The organism is Jejuia spongiicola (genome assembly GCF_023502325.1).
GTDB lineage: Bacteria > Bacteroidota > Bacteroidia > Flavobacteriales > Flavobacteriaceae > Wocania_A > Wocania_A spongiicola.
Genome location: NZ_JAMFLZ010000009.1, coordinates 40,132 through 61,817 on the forward strand (window position 1 = coordinate 40,132; position 21,686 = coordinate 61,817).

21 protein-coding genes are annotated in these 21,686 nt (G+C 29.7%); 12 read left to right on the forward strand and 9 right to left on the reverse strand.

What is annotated here, in order from left to right; genetic code table 11:
• Positions 1–26: 26 nt before the first annotated feature.
• Entirely contained in the window at positions 27–2,045 is a 2,019-nt protein-coding gene (locus M3P09_RS15820) for a DUF349 domain-containing protein (RefSeq protein WP_249973881.1), read from the forward strand.
• A 67-nt stretch (positions 2,046–2,112) separates the two neighbouring features.
• Here the strand turns inward: M3P09_RS15820 and mazG are convergent, their stop codons facing one another.
• On the reverse strand, positions 2,113–2,889 hold the full coding sequence (gene mazG, locus M3P09_RS15825) for a nucleoside triphosphate pyrophosphohydrolase (RefSeq protein WP_249973882.1): 777 nt from the start codon (positions 2,887–2,889) through the stop codon (positions 2,113–2,115).
• A gap of 307 nt (positions 2,890–3,196) precedes the next feature.
• On the opposite strand from mazG, the gene M3P09_RS15830 reads away from it, so the two are divergent.
• Positions 3,197–4,069 carry a LamG domain-containing protein gene (locus tag M3P09_RS15830; RefSeq protein ID WP_249973883.1) on the forward strand — a complete coding sequence of 291 codons (873 nt, stop codon included), beginning with the start codon at positions 3,197–3,199 and terminating at the stop codon, positions 4,067–4,069.
• A 132-nt stretch (positions 4,070–4,201) separates the two neighbouring features.
• Here M3P09_RS15830 and M3P09_RS15835 read toward each other — a convergent pair whose 3' ends face one another.
• The gene (locus M3P09_RS15835; protein ID WP_099562887.1) at positions 4,202–6,469 is read right to left on the reverse strand and encodes an aconitate hydratase; all 2,268 of its coding nucleotides are present in this window, start codon (positions 6,467–6,469) and stop codon (positions 4,202–4,204) included.
• 293 nt (positions 6,470–6,762) lie between these two features.
• On the opposite strand from M3P09_RS15835, the gene M3P09_RS15840 reads away from it, so the two are divergent.
• Complete coding sequence (locus M3P09_RS15840) at positions 6,763–8,448, forward strand: DUF8201 family protein (protein ID WP_249973884.1); 1,686 nt, start codon at positions 6,763–6,765, stop codon at positions 8,446–8,448.
• A gap of 13 nt (positions 8,449–8,461) precedes the next feature.
• Here M3P09_RS15840 and M3P09_RS15845 read toward each other — a convergent pair whose 3' ends face one another.
• The 4 genes from M3P09_RS15845 to M3P09_RS15860 are packed head-to-tail and all read right to left on the reverse strand — an operon-like array spanning position 8,462 to position 13,647.
• Entirely contained in the window at positions 8,462–9,415 is a 954-nt protein-coding gene (locus M3P09_RS15845; protein ID WP_099562889.1) for an AAA family ATPase, read from the reverse strand.
• A 4-nt stretch (positions 9,416–9,419) separates the two neighbouring features.
• On the reverse strand, positions 9,420–10,874 hold the full coding sequence (locus M3P09_RS15850) for a peptidylprolyl isomerase (RefSeq protein ID WP_249973885.1): 1,455 nt from the start codon (positions 10,872–10,874) through the stop codon (positions 9,420–9,422).
• Entirely contained in the window at positions 10,837–11,691 is an 855-nt protein-coding gene (locus M3P09_RS15855; protein ID WP_233192419.1) for a peptidyl-prolyl cis-trans isomerase, read from the reverse strand. The genes M3P09_RS15850 and M3P09_RS15855 overlap by 38 nt, the downstream gene beginning before the upstream one ends.
• 3 nt (positions 11,692–11,694) lie before the next feature.
• On the reverse strand, positions 11,695–13,647 hold the full coding sequence (locus M3P09_RS15860; protein WP_249973886.1) for a peptidylprolyl isomerase: 1,953 nt from the start codon (positions 13,645–13,647) through the stop codon (positions 11,695–11,697).
• Positions 13,648–13,795: 148 nt separating this feature from the next.
• On the opposite strand from M3P09_RS15860, the gene M3P09_RS15865 reads away from it, so the two are divergent.
• The 8 genes from M3P09_RS15865 to M3P09_RS15900 all read left to right on the forward strand — a co-directional run bounded on the left by M3P09_RS15865 (position 13,796) and on the right by M3P09_RS15900 (position 18,938).
• The gene (locus tag M3P09_RS15865; protein ID WP_249973887.1) at positions 13,796–14,032 is read left to right on the forward strand and encodes a hypothetical protein; all 237 of its coding nucleotides are present in this window, start codon (positions 13,796–13,798) and stop codon (positions 14,030–14,032) included.
• Between the two features lies 1 nt (position 14,033).
• Positions 14,034–14,816, forward strand: a complete 783-nt coding sequence (locus M3P09_RS15870) for a class I SAM-dependent methyltransferase (protein ID WP_249973888.1) — start codon at positions 14,034–14,036, stop codon at positions 14,814–14,816.
• Between the two features lie 75 nt (positions 14,817–14,891).
• Positions 14,892–15,269: a VOC family protein gene (locus M3P09_RS15875; protein ID WP_099562894.1), complete on the forward strand. Its 378-nt coding sequence runs from the start codon at positions 14,892–14,894 to the stop codon at positions 15,267–15,269.
• Positions 15,270–15,326: 57 nt separating this feature from the next.
• Positions 15,327–16,019 (forward strand): helix-turn-helix transcriptional regulator, encoded by a 693-nt coding sequence (locus M3P09_RS15880; protein WP_099562895.1) that lies wholly within the window; start codon positions 15,327–15,329, stop codon positions 16,017–16,019.
• A gap of 48 nt (positions 16,020–16,067) precedes the next feature.
• Complete coding sequence (locus tag M3P09_RS15885; RefSeq protein ID WP_249973889.1) at positions 16,068–16,703, forward strand: MOSC domain-containing protein; 636 nt, start codon at positions 16,068–16,070, stop codon at positions 16,701–16,703.
• 23 nt (positions 16,704–16,726) lie between these two features.
• Entirely contained in the window at positions 16,727–17,140 is a 414-nt protein-coding gene (locus tag M3P09_RS15890) for a DUF4440 domain-containing protein (RefSeq protein WP_099562897.1), read from the forward strand.
• A gap of 42 nt (positions 17,141–17,182) precedes the next feature.
• Positions 17,183–18,424 carry a DEAD/DEAH box helicase gene (locus tag M3P09_RS15895; RefSeq protein WP_249973890.1) on the forward strand — a complete coding sequence of 414 codons (1,242 nt, stop codon included), beginning with the start codon at positions 17,183–17,185 and terminating at the stop codon, positions 18,422–18,424.
• Between the two features lie 10 nt (positions 18,425–18,434).
• Positions 18,435–18,938 carry a cupin domain-containing protein gene (locus M3P09_RS15900; RefSeq protein WP_249973891.1) on the forward strand — a complete coding sequence of 168 codons (504 nt, stop codon included), beginning with the start codon at positions 18,435–18,437 and terminating at the stop codon, positions 18,936–18,938.
• Positions 18,939–18,943: 5 nt separating this feature from the next.
• On the opposite strand, the gene M3P09_RS15905 is transcribed toward M3P09_RS15900, so the two are convergent.
• Together M3P09_RS15905 and M3P09_RS15910 are read right to left on the reverse strand one after the other, a co-directional pair.
• Positions 18,944–19,342, reverse strand: coding sequence for a hypothetical protein (locus M3P09_RS15905; protein ID WP_249973892.1), 399 nt, complete (start codon positions 19,340–19,342; stop codon positions 18,944–18,946).
• Positions 19,323–19,913, reverse strand: coding sequence for an RNA polymerase sigma factor (locus M3P09_RS15910; protein WP_249973893.1), 591 nt, complete (start codon positions 19,911–19,913; stop codon positions 19,323–19,325). Before M3P09_RS15910 ends, M3P09_RS15905 begins: the two co-directional genes overlap by 20 nt.
• Before the next feature lie 155 nt (positions 19,914–20,068).
• Here M3P09_RS15910 and M3P09_RS15915 point away from each other — a divergent pair, with 155 nt between their 5' ends.
• The gene (locus M3P09_RS15915) at positions 20,069–20,416 is read left to right on the forward strand and encodes a DUF6249 domain-containing protein (protein ID WP_099562902.1); all 348 of its coding nucleotides are present in this window, start codon (positions 20,069–20,071) and stop codon (positions 20,414–20,416) included.
• A gap of 56 nt (positions 20,417–20,472) precedes the next feature.
• On the opposite strand, the gene M3P09_RS15920 is transcribed toward M3P09_RS15915, so the two are convergent.
• Entirely contained in the window at positions 20,473–21,138 is a 666-nt protein-coding gene (locus M3P09_RS15920; RefSeq protein WP_249973894.1) for a M15 family metallopeptidase, read from the reverse strand.
• Positions 21,139–21,686: the final 548 nt, after the last annotated feature.

Sequence of the window (21,686 nt, forward strand, 5' to 3'; positions counted from 1 at the left end):
TTAAACGAACCTAAACATTTTTTAAAATGTCTGAGATAGATAACCTGCAAAAAGCAGACGGAATAGAGGAAAATAAATCAATCATTAATAATGATGATACTACTGAAAATACATCATCAGAAATTAATGAAACTACACCTGTTGAGATTTCACAAATAAATAGTGATGAAACACCTGTTGAAGTAACTGAACCTGTAAATGAAGATAGCCCTGAGGAAAAAACTGAAGAAAGTGACGCTTCAGAAAAGGAGGATGTTATAAATGAAATTGAAGAATCAAATGCTGAAGATGCAGAAGATGAAGGTAATAAAGAACGCCATACTATTGAAGTAAAAGAATACGATAAAATGTCGTTAGAGTCTTTGGCAATTGAGTTAGAAAAATTATTAAAGAATGAAAAAATTCAGGCCATAAAGGCTCCTGTAAATGATATAAACAATGAATTTAAAACAAAATTCCAAGCTTTATTAGATGAGAAAAAAACAGAGTTCTTAAATGATGGTGGGAATGAAATAGATTTTTATTACTCCTCTCCTATTCAAAAACGATTTAAAACAGCGTATAAGGAATATAGAAATAAACTTAACGATCATTACAAAAGCTTAGAAAAAAACCTGAAACAAAATCTGGCAGATAAGCTTGAAATTATAGAAGAGCTAAAAGGATTACTTAGTGTAGAAGAAAATATAAATACCACATATAAGCATTTTAAAGAATTACAAGAAAAGTGGAGAAATACTGGGCCAATACCTAGAGATAAATACAATAATGCTTGGAATTCTTACCATCATCATGTAGAAAGATTTTACGACTTTTTACACTTAAATAGAGATTTACGTGACTTAGACTTTAAACACAATTTAGATAAAAAATTAAAAATTATCGAGCGTGCTGAAGAATTAGCACAAGATGATAATATAATGCGCTCTTTTAGAGAATTGCAAGAGCTTCATAAAATGTGGAAAGAAGAACTTGGTCCTGTCGCAAGAGAACATAGAGAAGGTATTTGGGAAAGGTTTAAAGTAGCTACAAAAATAATCAATGATAAACGTCAAGTTTATTACAAAGAGATAGATAAGGTTTATGAAAAAAATCTTGAAAACAAACTTAAAATTATAGCTAGTATAGATGCAATCAATACTCAAGAAAATAGTTCCCATAGCTCTTGGCAAAAAAAAATAAAAGAAATTGAAGCATTACGTAATGACTTCTTTAATGCTGGAAAAGTGCCCATAAAAGTTAATGAAGCTACTTGGGCAAAATTTAAAGATTCTGTAAGAACATTTAACAAGAAAAAAAATGCGTTTTACAAAGGCTTAAAGAAAGAGCAATTTGAAAATCTTAAGAAAAAACTTGAACTCATAAAAATTGCTGAAGACAACAAAGACAGTGAAGATGTACAGGTTACTACGGCTTTAATGAAAAAAATTCAAAGTGATTGGAAAAAAATTGGCCATGTACCACGTAAAGACAGTGACAAAATATGGAAACAATTTAAAACCGCATGTAATTATTATTTTGACAGACTGCATTCTAAAAGAAACGCAGCAAACCATGAGCAAGTTGATGCTTATAACAAAAAACAAGAGCTTTTAAGCTCCTTAAAAGAGTTAAGTTTATCAGGAGAGAAAGACAAAGATTTGTCAACCATTAAAGAGCAAATTGAAAAATGGAAAAACATTGGCAGAGTACCAAATGACAAGCGATATATTGAAGGTAAATTTAATAAGTCTTTAGATGGCTTATTTTCTAATTTAAAAATGGACAAGAATGAAGTTGAAATGATTAAATATGAAAACAAATTAGAAAATTTAAATAGAACTGATGATGACAATAGAAATTTAGATAATGAGCGTTCTTTTATTAGGAAAAAAATAGACGAGGTAAAAAGTCAGATTAATCAATTAGAAAATAATTTACAATTTTTTACAAATGTAGATGATGATAATCCTCTAGTAAAAGAAGTTCATAATAATATTAAAACACACAAACAAGCTTTAACACTATGGAAAACAAAGCTTAGCAAAATAAAAGAGCTTTACTAAAAGTAATATAAATCCAAAAAGCCAACTAAATAGTTGGCTTTTTTATTGCATTTTTTTAATAGTTTATTTAAGGCAATTGTTTAGCTTGCTCCCAAAACACATCCATTTCTGCAAGCGTCATATCTTTTAAGGGCTTATTTAAGCTTTTTGCTTTAGCTTCAAGATATTGAAATCGTTTTGAAAACTTTTTATTAGTACGTTCTAAAGCATTTTCGGGGTTTATGTTTAAAAACCGTGCATAGTTTACCATTGAAAACAAGACATCCCCAAACTCGCTTTCCATAGTATCTTTATTTCCTAAATTTACCTCAGTTCTAAATTCAGTTAATTCCTCTTCAACCTTTTCCCAAACCTGGTTTGGTTCTTCCCAATCAAAACCAACACCTGCAACTTTTTCTTGTATTCTATTAGCTTTTACCAAAGCTGGCAAACTGTTAGGCACTCCTTCTAAAACGCTTGTTTTGCCTTCCTTTAATTTTAGGCTTTCCCAGTTTCGTTTAACATCGTCTTCGTTTTCAACTTTAACATCACTGTAAATATGAGGGTGTCTGCTTATCAATTTATCACAAATACTATTACATACATCAGCAATATCAAAATCTTTGGTTTCGCTACCAATTTTTGAGTAAAATACAATATGAAGCAAAACATCGCCCAGTTCCTTTTTAACTTCATCCAAATCATTATCTAAAATAGCATCACCAAGTTCATAGGTTTCTTCTATTGTTAGATGTCGTAAAGTTTCCATGGTTTGTTTTTTATCCCAAGGGCATTGCTCTCGTAACTCATCCATAATGGTTAATAATCTATCAAAAGCTTTAAGTTGATTTGCTCTGGAATTCATTTTTGAAATTTTTGTAAAAATACAATTTTGATTTTCTGAATTTGAAATAATTCTTTCAATAATTCATTTAGTTTTTTAGTTTAAAATTACATATAAATTAATAGTAATTAACTTGCTTCAATAATAGAAACGATTTTATATACTTGACATTAGTATCAATGTATGACAATGAAAATACTATAGATGAAAAAAATTCATGACCGTATTCAAAAATCCTCATTTATAACATTGTACTATTTCATTAAACTTTTCCAACTTTGAACACTAAAAATTAGTGATTTATCCAATTAAATAAAAAACATAAAACATGAAAAAGTCTAATATCAACATTATTATAATTGGAGTATTACTTCTTCAACTTTTTTCTTGCCAATATAATTCATCTACAGAATTTAAAAATACCATAACTTTTTATGTTTCTTTTGATAACGGAACTACAGCAGATTTTGCATTGGGAGACTCTAATATATATACGGCTAATTCTACATATGTTAATTCAAAAAGACATTTGGAAGGGGTTCAGGTTGGCATGAATAACGCTGACCATCGAATTATCGAAGGAAAAGGTCAATTTGGTAGTGCATTTGAGTTTGGTAAAAAAAGTGATACAGTCATTTTTTATAAAAGTAAAGATAATATTGCCTACAATAAACAAAATTGGTCTGGTACTATTTCATTTTGGTTAAGCCTTGATCCTTCAACAGATCTTGATGGGTATACTGACCCAATACAAATCACAGATACAAATTACAATGATGCATCAATATGGGTAGATTTTACAGATGAAAACCCTCCAGATTTCAGATTGGGTGTTATTGGTGATAAAAAAGTTTGGACCTTGGACACACTAAATTCACCCTTCTTGGTAGAATTTGAAAAAAGACTTGTCAGCGTTAAAAAACCACCATTTTCAAAAAGAATATGGACTCATGTCCTTATAACTTATGATGGTTTGGGTACAGCAAACAGTTTAGCAAGTCTTTACTTAAATGGTAAAAAAACTGGAAAAATAAGCGGAATAGATGATCCTTTTTCATGGGAGTTGGAGGAATCAAATATTTTCCTTGGATTGAATTTTACTGGCTTAATGGATGAATTATCAATTTTTAACAAATCTCTGACAGACGATGAAGTGATGGAACTTTATCAATTAAAAGGGGGTCTCAAATCAATTCTTTGATTCTTTAATTAATCGAAAAGTTCTCTGATATTTTATCACTAAAAAAATACGAAGAGTTTCTAAATAAAAACAATCTATTAAACTAAAAAATCCAGCTATAAAGCTGGATTTTTAAATATATAATCTTAAAAACTATGCGTTTTGCTTCTTAATTAAATTAAGCGCAGAGCCTTCGTTGTACCATGTAATTTGTGCATCATTGTATGTATGATTCAATTTAATAACATCTTTTGATCCATCTTCATGAACAGCTTCAAGTGTTAATTGTTTACCTGGTGCAAATTCGTTTAAATCTACAAAATTAAAAGTGTCATTCTCTTGAATTAAATCGTAATCGCTTTCATTTGCAAATGTTAACCCCAACATTCCTTGCTTTTTAAGGTTTGTTTCATGGATACGTGCAAACGATTTTACAATAACTGCGGCAACTCCTAAATGTCTTGGTTGCATTGCAGCGTGCTCTCTAGATGAACCTTCTCCATAGTTATGATCACCAACTACAATAGTTTTAATATCTGCTTTTTTGTATTCGCGCTGCACATCTGGAACGCCACCGTAATCGCCCGTTAATTGGTTTTTAACAAAGTTTGTTTTTTTATTAAAAGCATTGACTGCTCCTATTAAAGTATTATTCGCAATATTATCTAAATGTCCTCTAAAACGTAACCATGGTCCTGCCATAGAAATGTGATCAGTAGTACATTTTCCAAAGGCTTTAATTAGTAATTTAGCTCCTGTAATTGAATTGCCAATAGGTGTAAAAGGTGTTAATAATTGTAAACGTTCTGAGTCATCTTTTACAGAAACCTGTACGTGGCTTCCATCAGCTTCAGGCTCTAAATAACCGTTATCATCTACAGCAAAACCTTTTGGAGGTAACTCCCACCCTGTTGGTTCTTCGAACATAACTTCTTCACCACTTTCATTTATTAACTTATCTGTTAATGGGTTAAAGTCTAAACGCCCTGCAACTGCAATTGCAGCTGTTAATTCTGGAGACGCCACAAAAGCATGCGTATTAGGATTTCCATCTGCGCGTTTTGCAAAGTTTCTATTAAAAGAATGTACTATACTATTTTTTGGTGCATTTTTAGGGTCGCTATATCTTGCCCATTGTCCGATACATGGGCCACAAGCATTTGTAAATATTTTAGCGTCTAAGTTTTCAAAAACTTCCAAAATACCATCGCGCTCTGCAGTATAACGTACTTGCTCTGAACCAGGATTAATTCCTAATTCTGCTTTCATTTTTAAGCCTTTATCCAAAGCTTGCTGCGCAATTGATGAAGCACGTGATAAGTCCTCGTAAGATGAGTTAGTACAAGATCCAATTAATCCCCACTCTACCTTAATTGGCCAATCATTAGTTTTAGCCTTTTCAGTCATATCTGAACCTACCTCTGTAGATAAATCTGGAGTAAAAGGTCCATTTAATAATGGCCCTAATTCTGATAAATTAATGTCAATAACCTGATCAAAATAGTTTTCTGGATTTTCATAAACTTCGACATCGGCGGTTAGATGTTCTTTAACTGCATTAGCTGCATCAGCAACATCTGCTCTATCTGTAGCACGTAAATAACGCTCCATAGATTCATCATACCCAAAAGTAGATGTTGTTGCACCTATTTCGGCGCCCATATTACATATAGTACCCTTACCTGTACAAGACATAGCTATTGCACCAGGTCCAAAATATTCTACAATAGCTCCTGTTCCTCCTTTTACAGTAAGAATCTCGGCTACTTTTAAGATAACATCTTTAGGGGCAGTCCAACCAGATAATTTTCCTGTTAATCTAACTCCTATTAATTTAGGAAATTTAAGTTCCCAAGCCATACCAGCCATAACATCTACAGCATCTGCTCCTCCAACACCTATAGCTACCATACCTAATCCACCTGCATTTACTGTATGTGAATCAGTGCCAATCATCATCCCTCCAGGAAATGCATAATTTTCTAAAACAACTTGATGAATAATTCCTGCACCTGGTTTCCAAAAACCTATGCCATATTTATTTGAAACAGATTCTAAGAAATTAAAAACTTCACTACTTACATTATTTGCGTGCTTTAAGTCAGCTGTTGCTCCTTCTTTAGCTTGAATTAAGTGATCACAATGTACCGTTGTTGGTACAGCAACCTTACTTTTTCCAGCTTGCATAAACTGTAATAAAGCCATTTGAGCAGTAGCATCTTGACAAGCAATCCTATCTGGTGCAAAATCCACATAATCCTTTCCTCTGGTAAAAGCTTTAGTAGGATTTCCATCCCATAGATGAGAATACAATATCTTTTCAGATAGAGTTAATGGTTTACCTACAATCTCACGCGCTTTGTCAACACGTTCAGCCATTTTGGTGTAAACACCTTTTATCATATTGATGTCAAATGCCATATTTTATCTATTTAAATTTATTCTGTTTTTGAAAGTCTTGCAAAAATACGAATAATCGCATGTATTAAAAAAATCTAATCAAATCTATTATAATTTTAAATAATTCTCAATTATAATGAACTATTAACTATAAAATATAATGATTCAATAAAATAACTATATCAAAATTTACAAATTAACAAAAAAAGGATGCTTCATAGTTAGTTTTCGATTCATCGAAAAAAGCAATATCAGTATAACAACCTTCTATTTATATTTTTAATAATCTTAAGTTTGTAACAAATAATAACTGCATGCTACTTATTTTTTTAAGTTGGATATACATTTTTATTACAACTAAAAACTTTGGAATTCTATTTACAAAAGTTTTAGGTATAAGAGACTGCCATCCTATTACTCTTCAAATTTTGGGGCTTTTATCTTATACTATTGTTACTAGTTTTTTTGCTTTCTTTTTCAGGATTAATGTGGAGTATTACGTATTCATTTTAGTACTAAACGTTATTCTTATTTATAGTAATAGAAATGATTTCAAAACACACTCTAACGCTTTAATATTGTTGTTTAAGAAGTTAAAAAAACATTATAAATTTCTTTACTTATTTCTATTTCTTATTGTACTAGCGCAAAGCAGCACTAAGCCTTATTTGATTGACAATGAGACTTATTACATTCAAACTATAAAATGGATTAACGAATTTGGATATGTAAAGGGGTTAGCAAATTTACATATGTTTCTGGGTCAAAATTCTTCATGGCATGCATTACAAGCTGGGTTTAATTTTCCTTTTTTATCCAATTTTTATAATGATTTAAATGGGTTTTTATTTACAATATTTGGGCTTTGGGCTATAGAAAAATTAAATAATTATAATAATCGTGAAAACATTCAAAGTTTTAATTTAGGATTAGTACTATTATTTTCTCTTTTTTTAATGCAATTTGTTAATGCACCATCTCCAGATTTGATTATTTTTTTAATAACCCCTTATATCTTTTACCTGTTCATTAGTAAATATAAAAACACCACTATCAATGACTTTAAAATAATTTTAAGTTTAGTTCTTTTTTTATGCTTTGTTAAAGTGACGATAATAGTTTTATCAGTTTTAGTAGTCATACTTTTTATAAATAATTTCAAAGTTTTAAAAGGAAAATTATTGCAATACTTGTTTTTAAGTATAATTATTTTGGGGTTGTTTATTGTTAAAAATGCTATAGTTTCTGGCTATTTATTTTATCCTATAGCACAAATAGATATTCTAAGTTTTGATTGGAAAGTACCGAAAGAGCTTTTAGAATTTTACGAACCAAATACTATAGAGGGCATGAGTAATATTGATGTTTCTCAATTAGGCTTATTAAAAAAAATAAAAGTATGGCTCACTCTACCAAAATTAGATGGTCTTTTTAATAAGATTTTTGTTCTACTATTAATTATTTTTCCCTGGTTTATTTATAAAAATAAAGATAAATCTAGCCTATTAATAATATATTTATTAGCTATTATTCAGCTTGCTATATTATGGTTTACTTCTCCTCAATACAGGTTCTTTTTTGTATTTGTTTCTTTTTTAGCTATCCAAGTATTTTCATCTATCATAAAAAATAAAAAGATTGGATTTTATCTAGTTATGTTATCAATCATTTTAAGTGCTATTCCTGTTTTGATAACTGTAAACTTGAATGCTTTTACAAATAATAATTTTGCAATGGAACTAAATACTTTTAAAATAAAAAACATTATTGTTCCTGAGGAAAACACAAAAATTAAAACAGAATTCGCTAAATTCTATATTGATGGCTTTGAGTTTTATTCACCAAGCGAAGATATATTTTTTTGGGCTACTGGAAATGGCGAATTACCTTGTGTAAACAAAAAACAAATAGATTATATAAAGTATTACTATAATTATATTCCTCAATTACGAACTAACGATTTAAAAAATGGGTTTAAATCTGTTTTAATTGAAAAGTAATTTGATTAGCGTATTAGAAAAGGCTCTTAATAACTTGATCTTCAGTAACACCTTCAGCTTCTGCTTTGTAGTTTTTAATAATACGGTGTCTTAAAATGCTATTAGCTACAGCTTGAACATTTTCTATATCTGGAGAAAACTTACCGTGTATAGCTGCATGAGTTTTGGCTGCTAAAATTAAGTTTTGAGAAGCTCTTGGTCCTGCTCCCCAATCTATATATGTTTTTACTAAATCGTTAGCAGCATCAGCATTTGGTCTTGTTTTACCAACCATAGCCACTGCATATTCAATAACATTATCGGCAACCGGCATACGACGGATAAGTTGTTGGAAGTCTATTATTTCTTGTGCAGAAAACAATGCATTTACTTTTGCTTGTTTATCTGTAGTTGTTGCCTTTACCACTTGTACTTCTTCTTCAAAAGACGGGTAATCTAAATTGATAGCAAACATAAAGCGGTCTAATTGTGCTTCTGGTAATGGATATGTACCTTCTTGCTCAATAGGATTTTGGGTTGCTAAAACAAAATACGGTAAGCTTAATTTATAATGATGCCCTGCTACAGTAACGGCACGTTCTTGCATAGCTTCTAATAAAGCTGCTTGCGTTTTTGGAGGTGTTCTGTTAATTTCGTCTGCTAAAATAATATTAGCAAAAATAGGCCCTTTTATAAATTTAAAATGCCTGTCCTCATCTAATATTTCACTACCAAGAATATCACTTGGCATTAAATCTGGAGTAAATTGAATACGCTTAAAATCAAGCCCTAAAGCTTGTGCAATGGTATTAACCATTAATGTTTTTGCTAAACCAGGAACACCAATAAGTAAAGAATGCCCGCCAGAAAAAATGGAAATTAAAATTTGATTTACAACCTCATCTTGACCAACAATTATTTTGGCTATTTCTGTTTTTAAATCTTTATATCGCTTTACAAATTGTTCTACGGCAGCTACATCCGACATATATTTATTGTTTTAACCAGTTACTAGAAAAATCGCATTCTCTATGTTTTCCACTAATTTTAATATAAGTATCTATTATTTTTTCTTTTTGCCACTTTTCAATAGCTATTACTTTTTTCTCGTTTAAAGCTTGCTCCTTAATTTTTAAATAGTCTCGTGCATAATCAGCCTTATGTTCCTCTATTCTGTCTGTAACAGTTAAAATTTTGAATTTAACATTTCTTGTTCTGTCTTCTTCTCTTAAAACTGGGCTAATATCATTATCCTTTAAATTTTGAATCTGCGCATATAATTCTGGATCCATTCTAGTCAATTCAAAATTATAGTCTTGAGTTTGTGGATTAATTAATTGCCCACCATCAAATTTTGTTTCTTTTTCGTCACTAGATTCTCTTGCAGCTTCGGCAAAAGTAATATCGCCAGCTACAATACTCTTTCTAACTTTTTCAAGACGTTCCTTAGCCTCTTTAATAGCTGTATCAGATACTTGAGCAATCAACAAAACATGACTTACATCGTATAATTGTCCTCTTATTTTTTCAAGCTTAATAATGTGAAATCCAAATTCAGTCTCAAAAGGATCTGAAACCTCTCCTTCCAATAATGAAAAAGCTACATCTCTAAATTCTTTTGCAAAACGGGGTTTATTCCTATCCAAAGTATAAATATACCCAGATTGTTTCATTCCTGGATCTTGCCCATATAATACCACCTTTGATCTGAAACTTGCTCCATTTTCTACTACATCAGCTTTAAAGCCTTTTAAGCGATCAATTATTTTTTGCTTCTCGGCTTCAGAGACTATTGGCTCTACAACTATTTGTGCTACTTTAAGTTCAATACCAAAAGTTGGCCTTTTATCTTCAGGGATTTTATTAAAAAATATTCTAACTTCGTCTGGAGTTACATCAACCTCTTCTACAATTTTAGCTTGCATTCTAGCCGCTAATTGATTGCTTTTATTAATTTCGAACATTTCATCTCTAAAACTTTTTTCGTCATCTTTTTTATAAAATTCTAAAAGTTTATCCATAGAACCACCGGTTTGCTGTAAAAACTGCTGGACTTGGTAATCCACTTGTTGACGAATCTCAGCATCTGATACTTGAATACTATCTTGAATAGCATGATGTGCATAAAGTTTATCTTCTAATAATTTTCCAAATAAACTACATGGTTCAATATCTTTAGTATTTACGCCCTGAGCTTGTAATTGTAAATAAGCTTTATCTAAATCCGAATCTAAAATAATATAATCACCAACTACAGCAGCTACTCCATCTACTTTTTTAGCATTAAAAGAGCTTTTTATAGTATCAACTTTCTTAGTCGTTTCTTTAACTTCATCTTCAATAATTTCCTGCGCATACATAACATTTACCACAAGTAAAGTTATACTTAAAACTAATATATGTTTTAAATTATTTATAAATTTCAAATTGTTTGTTTTTAATAGCATCTTTTGTAATATCTTTTTCTAATTCTCTAATAAGCTCTAACTTCCTTTTATTAATAACTATTTGTCTTATTGTTGGTTTAACATATTCTAATGGTGCAGTTTCGTTACGTAACAAAACGTTATTAATTTGCATCAAATATACTCCTAATGAATCTTTGAGCTGTAAAAAATTAGATTTTTTTAACAGTTGTTTTTTATTTTCTGGATTTAAGACTGAAATTTTATCAATAACTTGATTAACTTTTATCCAAATTGAATCATTTAATGAAAAGGATTTAAATTGAATTGACATAGAATCCAGCTCTTTTTTATCTTTTAAATTAAAGCGTTTAAACTTTTCTTCAATAGATTTTAAGTTGATTATATTTTCATCTACATGAACATAACGAAACTTTATAAGCTCTTCGTTTAGTTTGAATGCTTCTTTATTTTTTTCATAATATACCTCAACTTCGTTATTTGTAACAGTAGTGTCTATATTTTTTCTAACCAAGCCTTCAATATAAGCTTTGGTATATAAATCATTTTTATATTGATCAATAAGCTTATTAAATGTTTCTTGCTTTTCTTCACTTAAATTAAGCATAGCACCATCTACAAAAAGTTGCTGTGTTGCCCAACGATTAATAAAGTTTTGAACAACCAAAATACTATCTTCTTTTGTTGTAGTTTCTGTTGTTAAGTCTTTTATATCATCATAATACAAATAAGTTTCGTTTACCCTCGCGATAGGTATACCTTCTTCTGTCTTTTTAAAAAAAGTACATGACGTAGTTATTATAACTATTAATGTAAATATGATTTTATTAAACTTCAACGGCTAATTTTTAATTTGATTTTTCACCTTATTCAAGGCTTCTTGGTTAACAACTATTTTATATTTTTCTTTTAATTGTTCAACCCATTTTTTTTCTTTATAAGCCTGATAATCACTAATAATTAAACCTTTTGTTTCTTCAAAGGTTTTAATTTTTTCAGGCAAAACCTCTTTTACTTTAGCCATAATAAATGCTTTATTATGTTTATAAATTTTAGAGATTCCTTTTTTAAATTCAAATTTATTAGGAAATGCTTGATGCGTTGCATCCATAATACCTGATGTAAAAACCACATGCACTTCGCCATTGTTGTTTACCAGTTTTTTAATATCTTCTAAACTCATGTCTTGTTGCAATAACTTTGCAACTCGTTTTAAAGTTTTTTGTTTGGTCGCTGATGCAACTATGGCATCAACACGTTCTGGTAACATGTATTTTTCTTTGTTTTTACTATAATAATTTTGGATTTCTAAAGAATCTGCTTTTGCTGTGTTCCAAATTGTCGTTTCCATTAAATCAAACAATAACAAACCATCTCTATACTCGTTAACTATATTAGCGAACTCTTCATTTTCTTCTTCTAAATGATTTTCTTGATATTGGATTAGTCTTTTATTTAAAAACGTATTGTATTTTTCTGATACTATAGACTTAAACGTAGACTTAGGGTTAACTCCTCGTTGTGTTTTTTGTAAATAAATACCAAATTCTTTAAAAGTAAATTGGAGGTTTTCTATTTTAATTAATGGTGAATCACTTTTAAAATCTTTAGGAAGCTTCCATGTTCCTTTTAAATAATCATCATTTAATAGCGAAACAAAATATGATAAAGCTGGCTGGTTATCGCTTACATTATATTTAGCTTTAAGTTTAGTTGTTAAAGCATCATCAATTAATTTAGAGCGTTCATCACGCTTTACCTTGGCTTCCAGCTCTGGCTTTATGTCTTGAAACGGGGGTATTAACTTTTTAGCATGTAGTTTAACAATATGCCACCCATATTTGGTTTTAAATGGCTGAGATACATCGCCGATATTCTCTAAACTAAAAGCAACATCTTCAAATTCTGGCGAACTTAATTGCCCACTTGAAAAAGCCGACAATAAACCTCCTTTAGAAGCCGAATTTCTGTCATCTGAAAATTGTTTAGCTAAGTCTTCAAAAGCATCACCTTGATTCAGTTTTTTATAAATATCTTGTATTCTATTTTCCGGTTTCTCTCCTAATGTATCATTTTCTTTAATATTAACCATAATATGAGCTACAGTACGTTCGCCTCTAGATTTACGTTTATCAAAGACCTTAACTATATGGTAGCCAAAACGCGTTCTAAAAGGCTGAGAAATTTCATCAACATTAGTGTTAAAAGCCTCGTTTTCGAACTTATAAACCATTCTAAATCCAGAAAAATACCCTAGTTCTTCACCAAAAACAGATTTGCCATTGTGTACTTCTTTTCTAATCGTTTCAAAACCTTCGCTTAAAGCTCTTTCTCTTAGCTTACTAATTGTATTAAATGCTACCAAAGTATCTTGTGGATTTGCATTTTCAGGTATTTTAATTAAAATATGGTTTGCTTTTATTTCGTACGAGATTCTATCATAAGCTTCTTCAACCAATTCATCTGTAACTTTATTATCATAAATAAAGTTTTTGGCTAATTGCTTCCTATAGGTATTTAACTCTCTTAAATATGAAGGTTTTTTGTCAAGTTCTAAAGCTTTTGCTTCTTTTAATTTTAACTTATAAGTAGTAAAAAGTGATAAGTATTCATCTACATCTTTCTGGGATTCATCTTGTACTAAATCAAGGTTTTTATTATATACTCTTAAAAATTCTGAAACGTAAACTGGAGTTTTATCTACCGTAAAAAGGACTTCATTTGTTTTTGTTTGCGCATTAATGCATAGCATTATTACAGTAAATAATAAAGTAAAAAAATGTTTTAACTGCATGAAGAAAAAATTATTCAAAGTGGATACAAAAATACTAATATAAACCTATAATACAAGTTGCTTTAACAAACGTTTAAAAAGTAAAAATATTACTCATATTTATATAATATATCTTTACATTTAACCTCAGTTTTTATTTTAATAAATAATGCGTAAACTAAAACTTATTTGGGATTTTCGAGGTCCAGATGCTTTAAAAATTGCTGAACATCACGAAATTCATTTAAAAGACTTTATTCACTTAGAAAAATTAGAGCTTAATACTACTGGTTTTGAGTCAATTACAGACGCACACGCCATTGCCTTTATGGTTGTTCCAGAAGATATTATGAAACCCATTAGAGATGCTTTGAAACCTCATCGTGGGCAAATTTATATGGAATAAAATGAATGCAAAGTACGATGATATAGGAGTAAATTATAATGCTACAAGAAAAGCAGATGACTATCTTGTTAAACGATTATTGGCTAATTTAAACCCTAAATCCTATGGACTATATTTAGATATCGGTTGTGGCACTGGTAATTACACTATTAAATTGCAAGAAAATGGGTTTAACTTTATTGGTGTTGATCCTTCAACAGAAATGCTTGAAAAAGCAAAGCTAAATAATCCAAACATCGATTGGAAGCTTGGACAAGCTGAATACTTAAACTTAAATTCTGAAAGCATTGATGGAATTATAGGTAGTTTAACCATTCATCATTGGAAAGATTTAGAAAAAGGGTTTAAAGAATTACATCGTGTATTAAAAAACGATAGTAATTTGGTGATTTTTACTTCTACACCAAAACAAATGACTGGATATTGGTTAAATCATTATTTTCCTAAAATGATGAAAGACTCTATGTTGCAGATGCCAGCTCTAAAAGCCATCAAAAAAATTATAAAACAAACAGGTTTCCGTTCAATTAAAACAGAATTATACAATATTAAACCAGATTTAAAAGATTTGTTTCTATATAGTGGTAAGCATAATCCAATTTTATATTTAAACCCAAAAGTAAGACATGGTATATCTTCTTTTTCTTCACTTGCTAACGCTAAAGAAGTAGAAACTGGCATGATTCAATTAAAAGATGATATCGCTACTCGAAAAATCAATGATATTATAAAATCTTATGAAAACGATTTAGGTGATTATCTTTTTATCATTGCAAAAAAATAAAAACACCCCTGACATGTTTCGACACAAGCTCTAATAAATTTGCATTTAAGTTTAACAATTAAATCAATTTAAAAAATGAAAAATGCAGTAAACTGGTTTGAAATTCCAGTGAAAGATTACAACAGAGCAAAGCAATTTTATGCTACCGTTTTAGGAACTGAAATATCAGATTTCCCAATGCCAGAACAGAACATGAAATATGGCATTTTTAAACACGACGAAAAAGATCAAGGAATTGGCGGTGCTATTATTGAAGCAGAAGGACAAAACCCCACTACAGATGGTTCTACTATTTACTTAAATGGTGGAGAAGATTTAGGCTTACCTCTATCTAGAGTTGAAAGATGTGGTGGCCAAATTTTAATGCCAAAAACTAATATTGAAGAAAATGGTTTTATTGCTCAATTTTTAGATACAGAAGGCAATAGAGTTGCTTTACATTCTATGATGTAATTTTTTAACTAAAATCCAAGATAGTGAATTGCAAGTCGGTTCACTATCTTTGTTAATATGTCTCAATTATCTAGACTTATATCTATACTTACACTGTTAAAATCGAAACGTCTTTTAACAGCCACAGAACTTGCTCAAAGGTTTGAGGTTAGTGTTAGAACTATATATCGTGATATAAGAAAATTAGAACAAGCTGGTATACCTGTTACTACAATTGAAGGTAGAGGTTATTCTTTAATGGATGGCTACACGGTTGCCCCTGTTCAGTTTACTGAAAAACAAGCTAACGCTTTAATTACAGCTCAACATTTGGTTAGTCAAACTAATGACTCATCTTTTGTAACCAATTTTGAAGAAGCTCTAACTAAAATTAAATCCGTATTTAGGACTTCTATTCAAGAAAAAAGCGAGTTATTGAATAGCAAAATTTTTGTTTTTGATTCTTATAATGAAAAGATATCTAGTAATGCTCTATCAGAAATACAATTAGCAATTACAAATTTTAATTATGTTGAAATTAATTACCGTAAAGCCAATGACCCAAATATTACTTTTAGAAAAATTGAACCTTATGCTTTATTTTCTACAAACAATAAATGGATTTTAATCTCGTGGTGCTATTTACGTAACACCTATCGTGCATTTAGAATTGACAGGATTCATCATTTTAAAATATTAAACGAAACATTTCAAGATAGAAAATTTAATCTTCAAGAGTATTTTAAAACTTGCCCTTTTGATGATAAATAATAGTCTTTTTTAAAAAGAAGCATTTTGTTTTTTCATTACTTTTAAGGCATGGAAATTATTTCAACAAATATTGCAAAACCAACAACAATTATTTGGAATGGGAAAGAAACAACAACTGGTATATATAAAACAGCTACCAATGCTCCTATTTATTTAGAAAAAGAAGCAGTTAGAGGAGATGAAATTTCAAATAGAAGTGTTCATGGTGGTGTTTATAAAGCCTGTTATTTATTTTCAGCCAATCAATATGCATATTGGAAAAGCTTATATCCTAATTTAAGTTGGGATTACGGTATGTTAGGTGAAAACTTAACAGTAAAGGATTTAGATGAAACAAAAATTCATATCGGAAGTATTTATAAAATAGGTGAAGCCCTAGTGCAAATTACACAACCTAGAGAACCTTGTTTTAAATTTGGAATAAAACTAGGAACACAAAACGCTTTAAAACAGTTTATAGATAGTGGATTACCTGGAACATATGTGCGTGTTTTAGAAGAAGGATTTGTAAAAAAAGGAGATTCATTTAAGTTAATAGAACAAGCAAAAAACAGTCTTACAATTGCTCAGTTTTTTAACCTACTTTTTTCAGAAGAAAAAAATCAAGACCACCTTAATATCGCTTTAAAAATTGAAGCCCTTCCTATTAAAAAAAGAAAAAAGTTAAACAGGTTCATTAAATAAATCTGATATACAAACTATAACTTATGCCCTCAAACAACGATTTGGATTTAATTAACAATCTTACATCTCAATTTTTTGATGTATTTACAAATAGCAATAATAGAACTCCAAATGTTTCTGCTCTTAAGGAAATGTTCATTCCAGAAGGTATTATTATTAGTAACACAAATGGAAATACAATAGTATATAGTATAGGTAGTTTTATAGCTCCAAGAATAGAAATGTTGACTAATGGCACACTCTTAAATTTCTCTGAATATGAAGTATCACACAAAACAGAAATTTATAATACTATAGCTCATCGGTTTTGTAATTATGAGAAATCAGGAGAATTAAATGGTAAGTATTTTAAAAGTAAAGGTATAAAAACGTTACAATTTATAAAAGTAGCTAACCATTGGAAACTCTCATCTGTTGCATGGTGTGACGAATCATAAAAACTATACTATTTAAACTATCTTTGCCTAAATTACTAATAGATGTCGTTTAAAGACTTACAACTTAATAAGCCTATTTTAAGAGCTATTGCCGATGCTGGTTATGATGCTCCAACCTTAGTACAAGAACGAACTATTCCTCTCGTTTTAGAAAAAAAAGATGTTATTACATCAGCTCAAACAGGAACAGGAAAAACGGCTGCTTTTGCTTTACCAATTTTACAACTGCTATTTGATAAGCAAGATGCTCCAAAAAAGGGTAAAAAAATTAAAGCTCTTATTGTAAGCCCTACAAGAGAGTTGGCCATTCAAATTAATGAAAACTTTAAAGTTTATGGCAAAAACACCAATTTACGGTCAACAGTAATTTTTGGTGGAACCTCAATAGAATCGCAAAAAGATGTTTTAAATAAAGGTGTCGATATTCTTATTGCAACACCTGGCAGGTTACTCGATTTACACAAGCAAGATAATATCAATTTAGATTATGTTGAAACGCTAGTACTAGATGAAGCCGACTTAATGTTAGATCTTGGTTTTATTGATGATGTTAAAAAAATTGAACGTTTGTGTCCTGATAGTAAACAAACATTGCTATTCTCTGCCACTATGCCCTACAAGGTAGAACAGCTTGCTAATACTATTTTAAAATCTCCTGAACGTGTTGAAGTATCTCCAACCTCTTCTGCTGCAAAAAATGTAAGTCAGGTATTATATTATGTGCCAAAACGCAATAAAATTGAATTGTGCTTACATTTATTACGAAACACTATTAAAGGCAATATTCTTATTTTTAGAAGAACAAAATTTGGAGTTGACAAATTAGAGCAAACTCTTATAAAAAATGGATATAAGGTTGAAACTATACATGGAGACAAAACCCAAAACTTAAGACAAGATGCTTTAAAAAAATTTAAAAACGGATATGTAAATATTTTAGTAGCTACAGATGTTGCTGCCCGTGGTATTGATATAAACGAATTAGACGCTGTTGTAAATTTTGATATGCCAAACGTACCAGAAACCTACGTTCATAGAATAGGAAGAACTGGTCGTGCTGGACAGACAGGCATATCTTACTCTTTATGCTCAGCTGATGAAAAAGCATATATTAAAACTATCCAGCAGCTAATAAATGTGCAAATTCCTATTGAAGAAAATCACCCTTATCCATTAGATCCAAAAGCAAAACCTATAATTCATAAGTCTAAGAAAAAGGGAAGTAAACACAAAAAAGGACGCAAAAGTGAGGCTTCTAAAAAGAAAAAGAAGCGTTGGTATTAAAAATAATAATATGACTGAAGCTGAAAAAATAATTAAAAGCCTTCAATTACAGCCACACCCGGAAGGTGGCTTTTTTAAAGAAACTTATAGAAGCCAAGGAACTATAAATGTAGATTCACTTGGAGAAGATTTTTCAGAAAAAAGAAATTATTCAACATGTATTTATTTTCTTTTAACTTCTGATAATTTTTCAGCATTTCACAGAATTAAACAAGACGAAATTTGGCATTTTTATAAAGGTTCGCCAATAAAACTTCATGTAATTTCTGAAGAAGGGATTTACAAAAAAATTATTATCGGAAATAATTTAGAGAGAGGAGAATTACCTCAATATGTAGTTAAAGCTAAACAATATTTTGCTGCCGAAGTAATTAATATTAATGATTTTACTTTAGTAGGTTGTACAGTAGCTCCTGGTTTTGATTTTAATGATTTTGAACTTCCGAAAAGAAACCAGCTAGTATCAAAGTTTCCCCAATACCAATCAGAAATTAACAGACTAACAAATCATTGATTAAATTAAACTTCGTATTGCTTATCAAAATGATTCTTAAGAACTGGAATTTGAATACATAGCATTAATCCGAAAAAGGCAATAGCATACATCAAGGTTTTAGATATAGTAAACCCAGATAAAACATTGGTGAATTTGCTAAAATCTAAAGAATCTAACCAACTGCTTTGATGTGTTTCCGTACCAAAAATTAAGTAAATACAAAGTCCAATAAAGCTTAAAGCAATTAAAACCCAAGTTTGTTTTGAGATTAAAGGCTTATAAGCAATAACTTTACTTTTATTTAATGCTTTTACTTGAGACATTATTTCTGAAGTAAAATGAATTGAAGGGCTTTCTAAAGAAGCCTTTTTAATAATTTTTTTTGTAAAATCATCAAGATATTTATCTTCGTTCTCTTTCATAATGTTCAATTATTTCTGGTTCTAATCTGTGCTTTAATATAGTCGCTAATTTTTTTCGACTTCTAAATATTTTCACTTTTACATTATTGGCTTTAATACCAATAATTTTAGAAATCTCTTCTAAAGAACGTTCTTCAAAATAGTATAACGTTAGTAAAAAACTATCATCATTAGGTAACAAAGTTAAGCAATCTTTTATGGCTTGATTATGCTCTTCCTGTTCCATTTTGTCTAAAGCATTATCTATTGTTTTTATTTGATGCTCTGCAAACTCATCAATTGCAACATCATTAAAATGTTTTTTATTCTTCTTTAATCTATCTAAACATGTATTATATGCTACTCTATAAATCCATGTAGAAAATTTAGAATCACCTTTAAACTTATGCAACGATTTATATGTTTTAATAAAAGTATCTTGTGATACTTCTTCGGCTTCTTCCCTATTCTTTAACATTCTCAACGCTAAAGTAAACACCAAATCTTTATAACGATCTACTAATACTGAAAATGCATTAGTGTCGCCATCAATAATTTGGTTGATATAATATTGATCGTTGTTGGTGGTCATTTTTAAGTAAGACGACTATGCTTTATTAAAGGTTACATATATCTAGAAAAATATTTTTTAAAAAAAAGTGTAACCAAAACTAAAAGCACATCGTCATAAGCTATGAACACATTAAAATTAATCAATTAAAATTAATCAATTAAAAACGAAACATTATGCATGCATCAGAAGCAATTATCCCAATAAGTATGTTCTTAGCTATTTTCGGAATAGTTTATTTATACTTATCTACAAGAAACAAAGAAAGACTAGCTCTTATAGAAAAAGGAGCAGACGCTAGTATCTTTATGAAAGGAAGAAGCCACACCGCTCCAATTTGGAAGGTTTTAATCCTAAACTTAGCCTTACTATTAATGGGGATTGGTCTAGGAGTATTTATTTCTGCCTTACTAGTTATGATGGGTATGGATGACAATGTAGCTGAGCCTGGAACTATTTTCTTTATGGCTGGTGTTGGCTTATTTATAGGGTTTAATATGACTAAAAATTTAGATAAAGAATAAAAAAACAACATCAATCAAATTATTAAAGCGATTTTCTATTATGAGAATCGCTTTTTTTATTCAATTAAAAAATCAAAATAAGTATTCGGGAAAGGTTCGTTTCGCAAAGTAAAATGCCACCATTCTTTTGGATAGTTTCTAAACCCATGTTTTAACATTACGGTTTGTAACAGCTGCCTATTTTCTCTTTGCTTTTTGGTAATAGCATCAAAATTAACCCATGATTCTTGCCCAAAAAAGTCATATGCACTACCCATATCTATAGGTTTTCCTGTATTTCCATCAATTATAGTTAAATCTACGGTACTCCCTCTGCTGTGCCCTGATTTACTTGCAATATACCCCTCATTAAATAAGTTTCTTTTTTTTACATTAGGATAAAAAACAGATTTATTTATAGTATCATTTAAAACTTTTGCCCAACGTACAAAATGGTTTACTGCTTGTTGTGGTCTATACCCATCGTATACTTTTAAACATAAATTTAAATTCTGCAAATCTTCGTGTACCAATTTTAAAGCTTGTGCCGTTTGCTTTGTTAAAATAAGTTTATTGGAGTGATAACCATCTATGGTTTTTCCAACAAAATTATTTGATGTATTATACCTTAGCTCTACATCCAAATCTGGGATAACATCTTCTACATAAGTAAAACCTTCAGGTAATTGCGCAAAAGACAAAGAGCTAATAAGCAATAAAAAAAAGATTGAAAAAAATTTCATAAGTAAACGGTTATAAGCTAATTTATATAAAATAAATGTAATCCTTAAAATTGAAGTACAAAAAAACCGAGTTCCCTCAAACTCGGTTTCTTTTCAATTTGCTTTTTTTATTACGATGTAGATTTAGGGTCTCTATACCAACAACATAATGCAAATATTAATTAATTAATCCATTGAACTAAAAAGTATGTTATTTAGTACACACCAAATATATAATTAATAAAAATATACTAACGATAAAAAACATAATAAATCGATGAAATACATATAATTTTAACATTTGTAGATAAAAACATGCATTTCATCGATAAAATACACTTTGTAAATAAAAAAAGCACCTTAAATTAAGGTGCCTTTTTACTAACTAACCAACCAAAAATATGAATTACATTTTTTAAGTTTAAAGTAACCACTCAATAAACCTTTTATTAGAATGTAATCATTTATTATTACACAATATCTGTGCCAAACTCAAATATGGTTAATTCAATTAACATAATTTTAATACACATATAAGGTTTATAAATTATTCTATGCGACTAGTATTT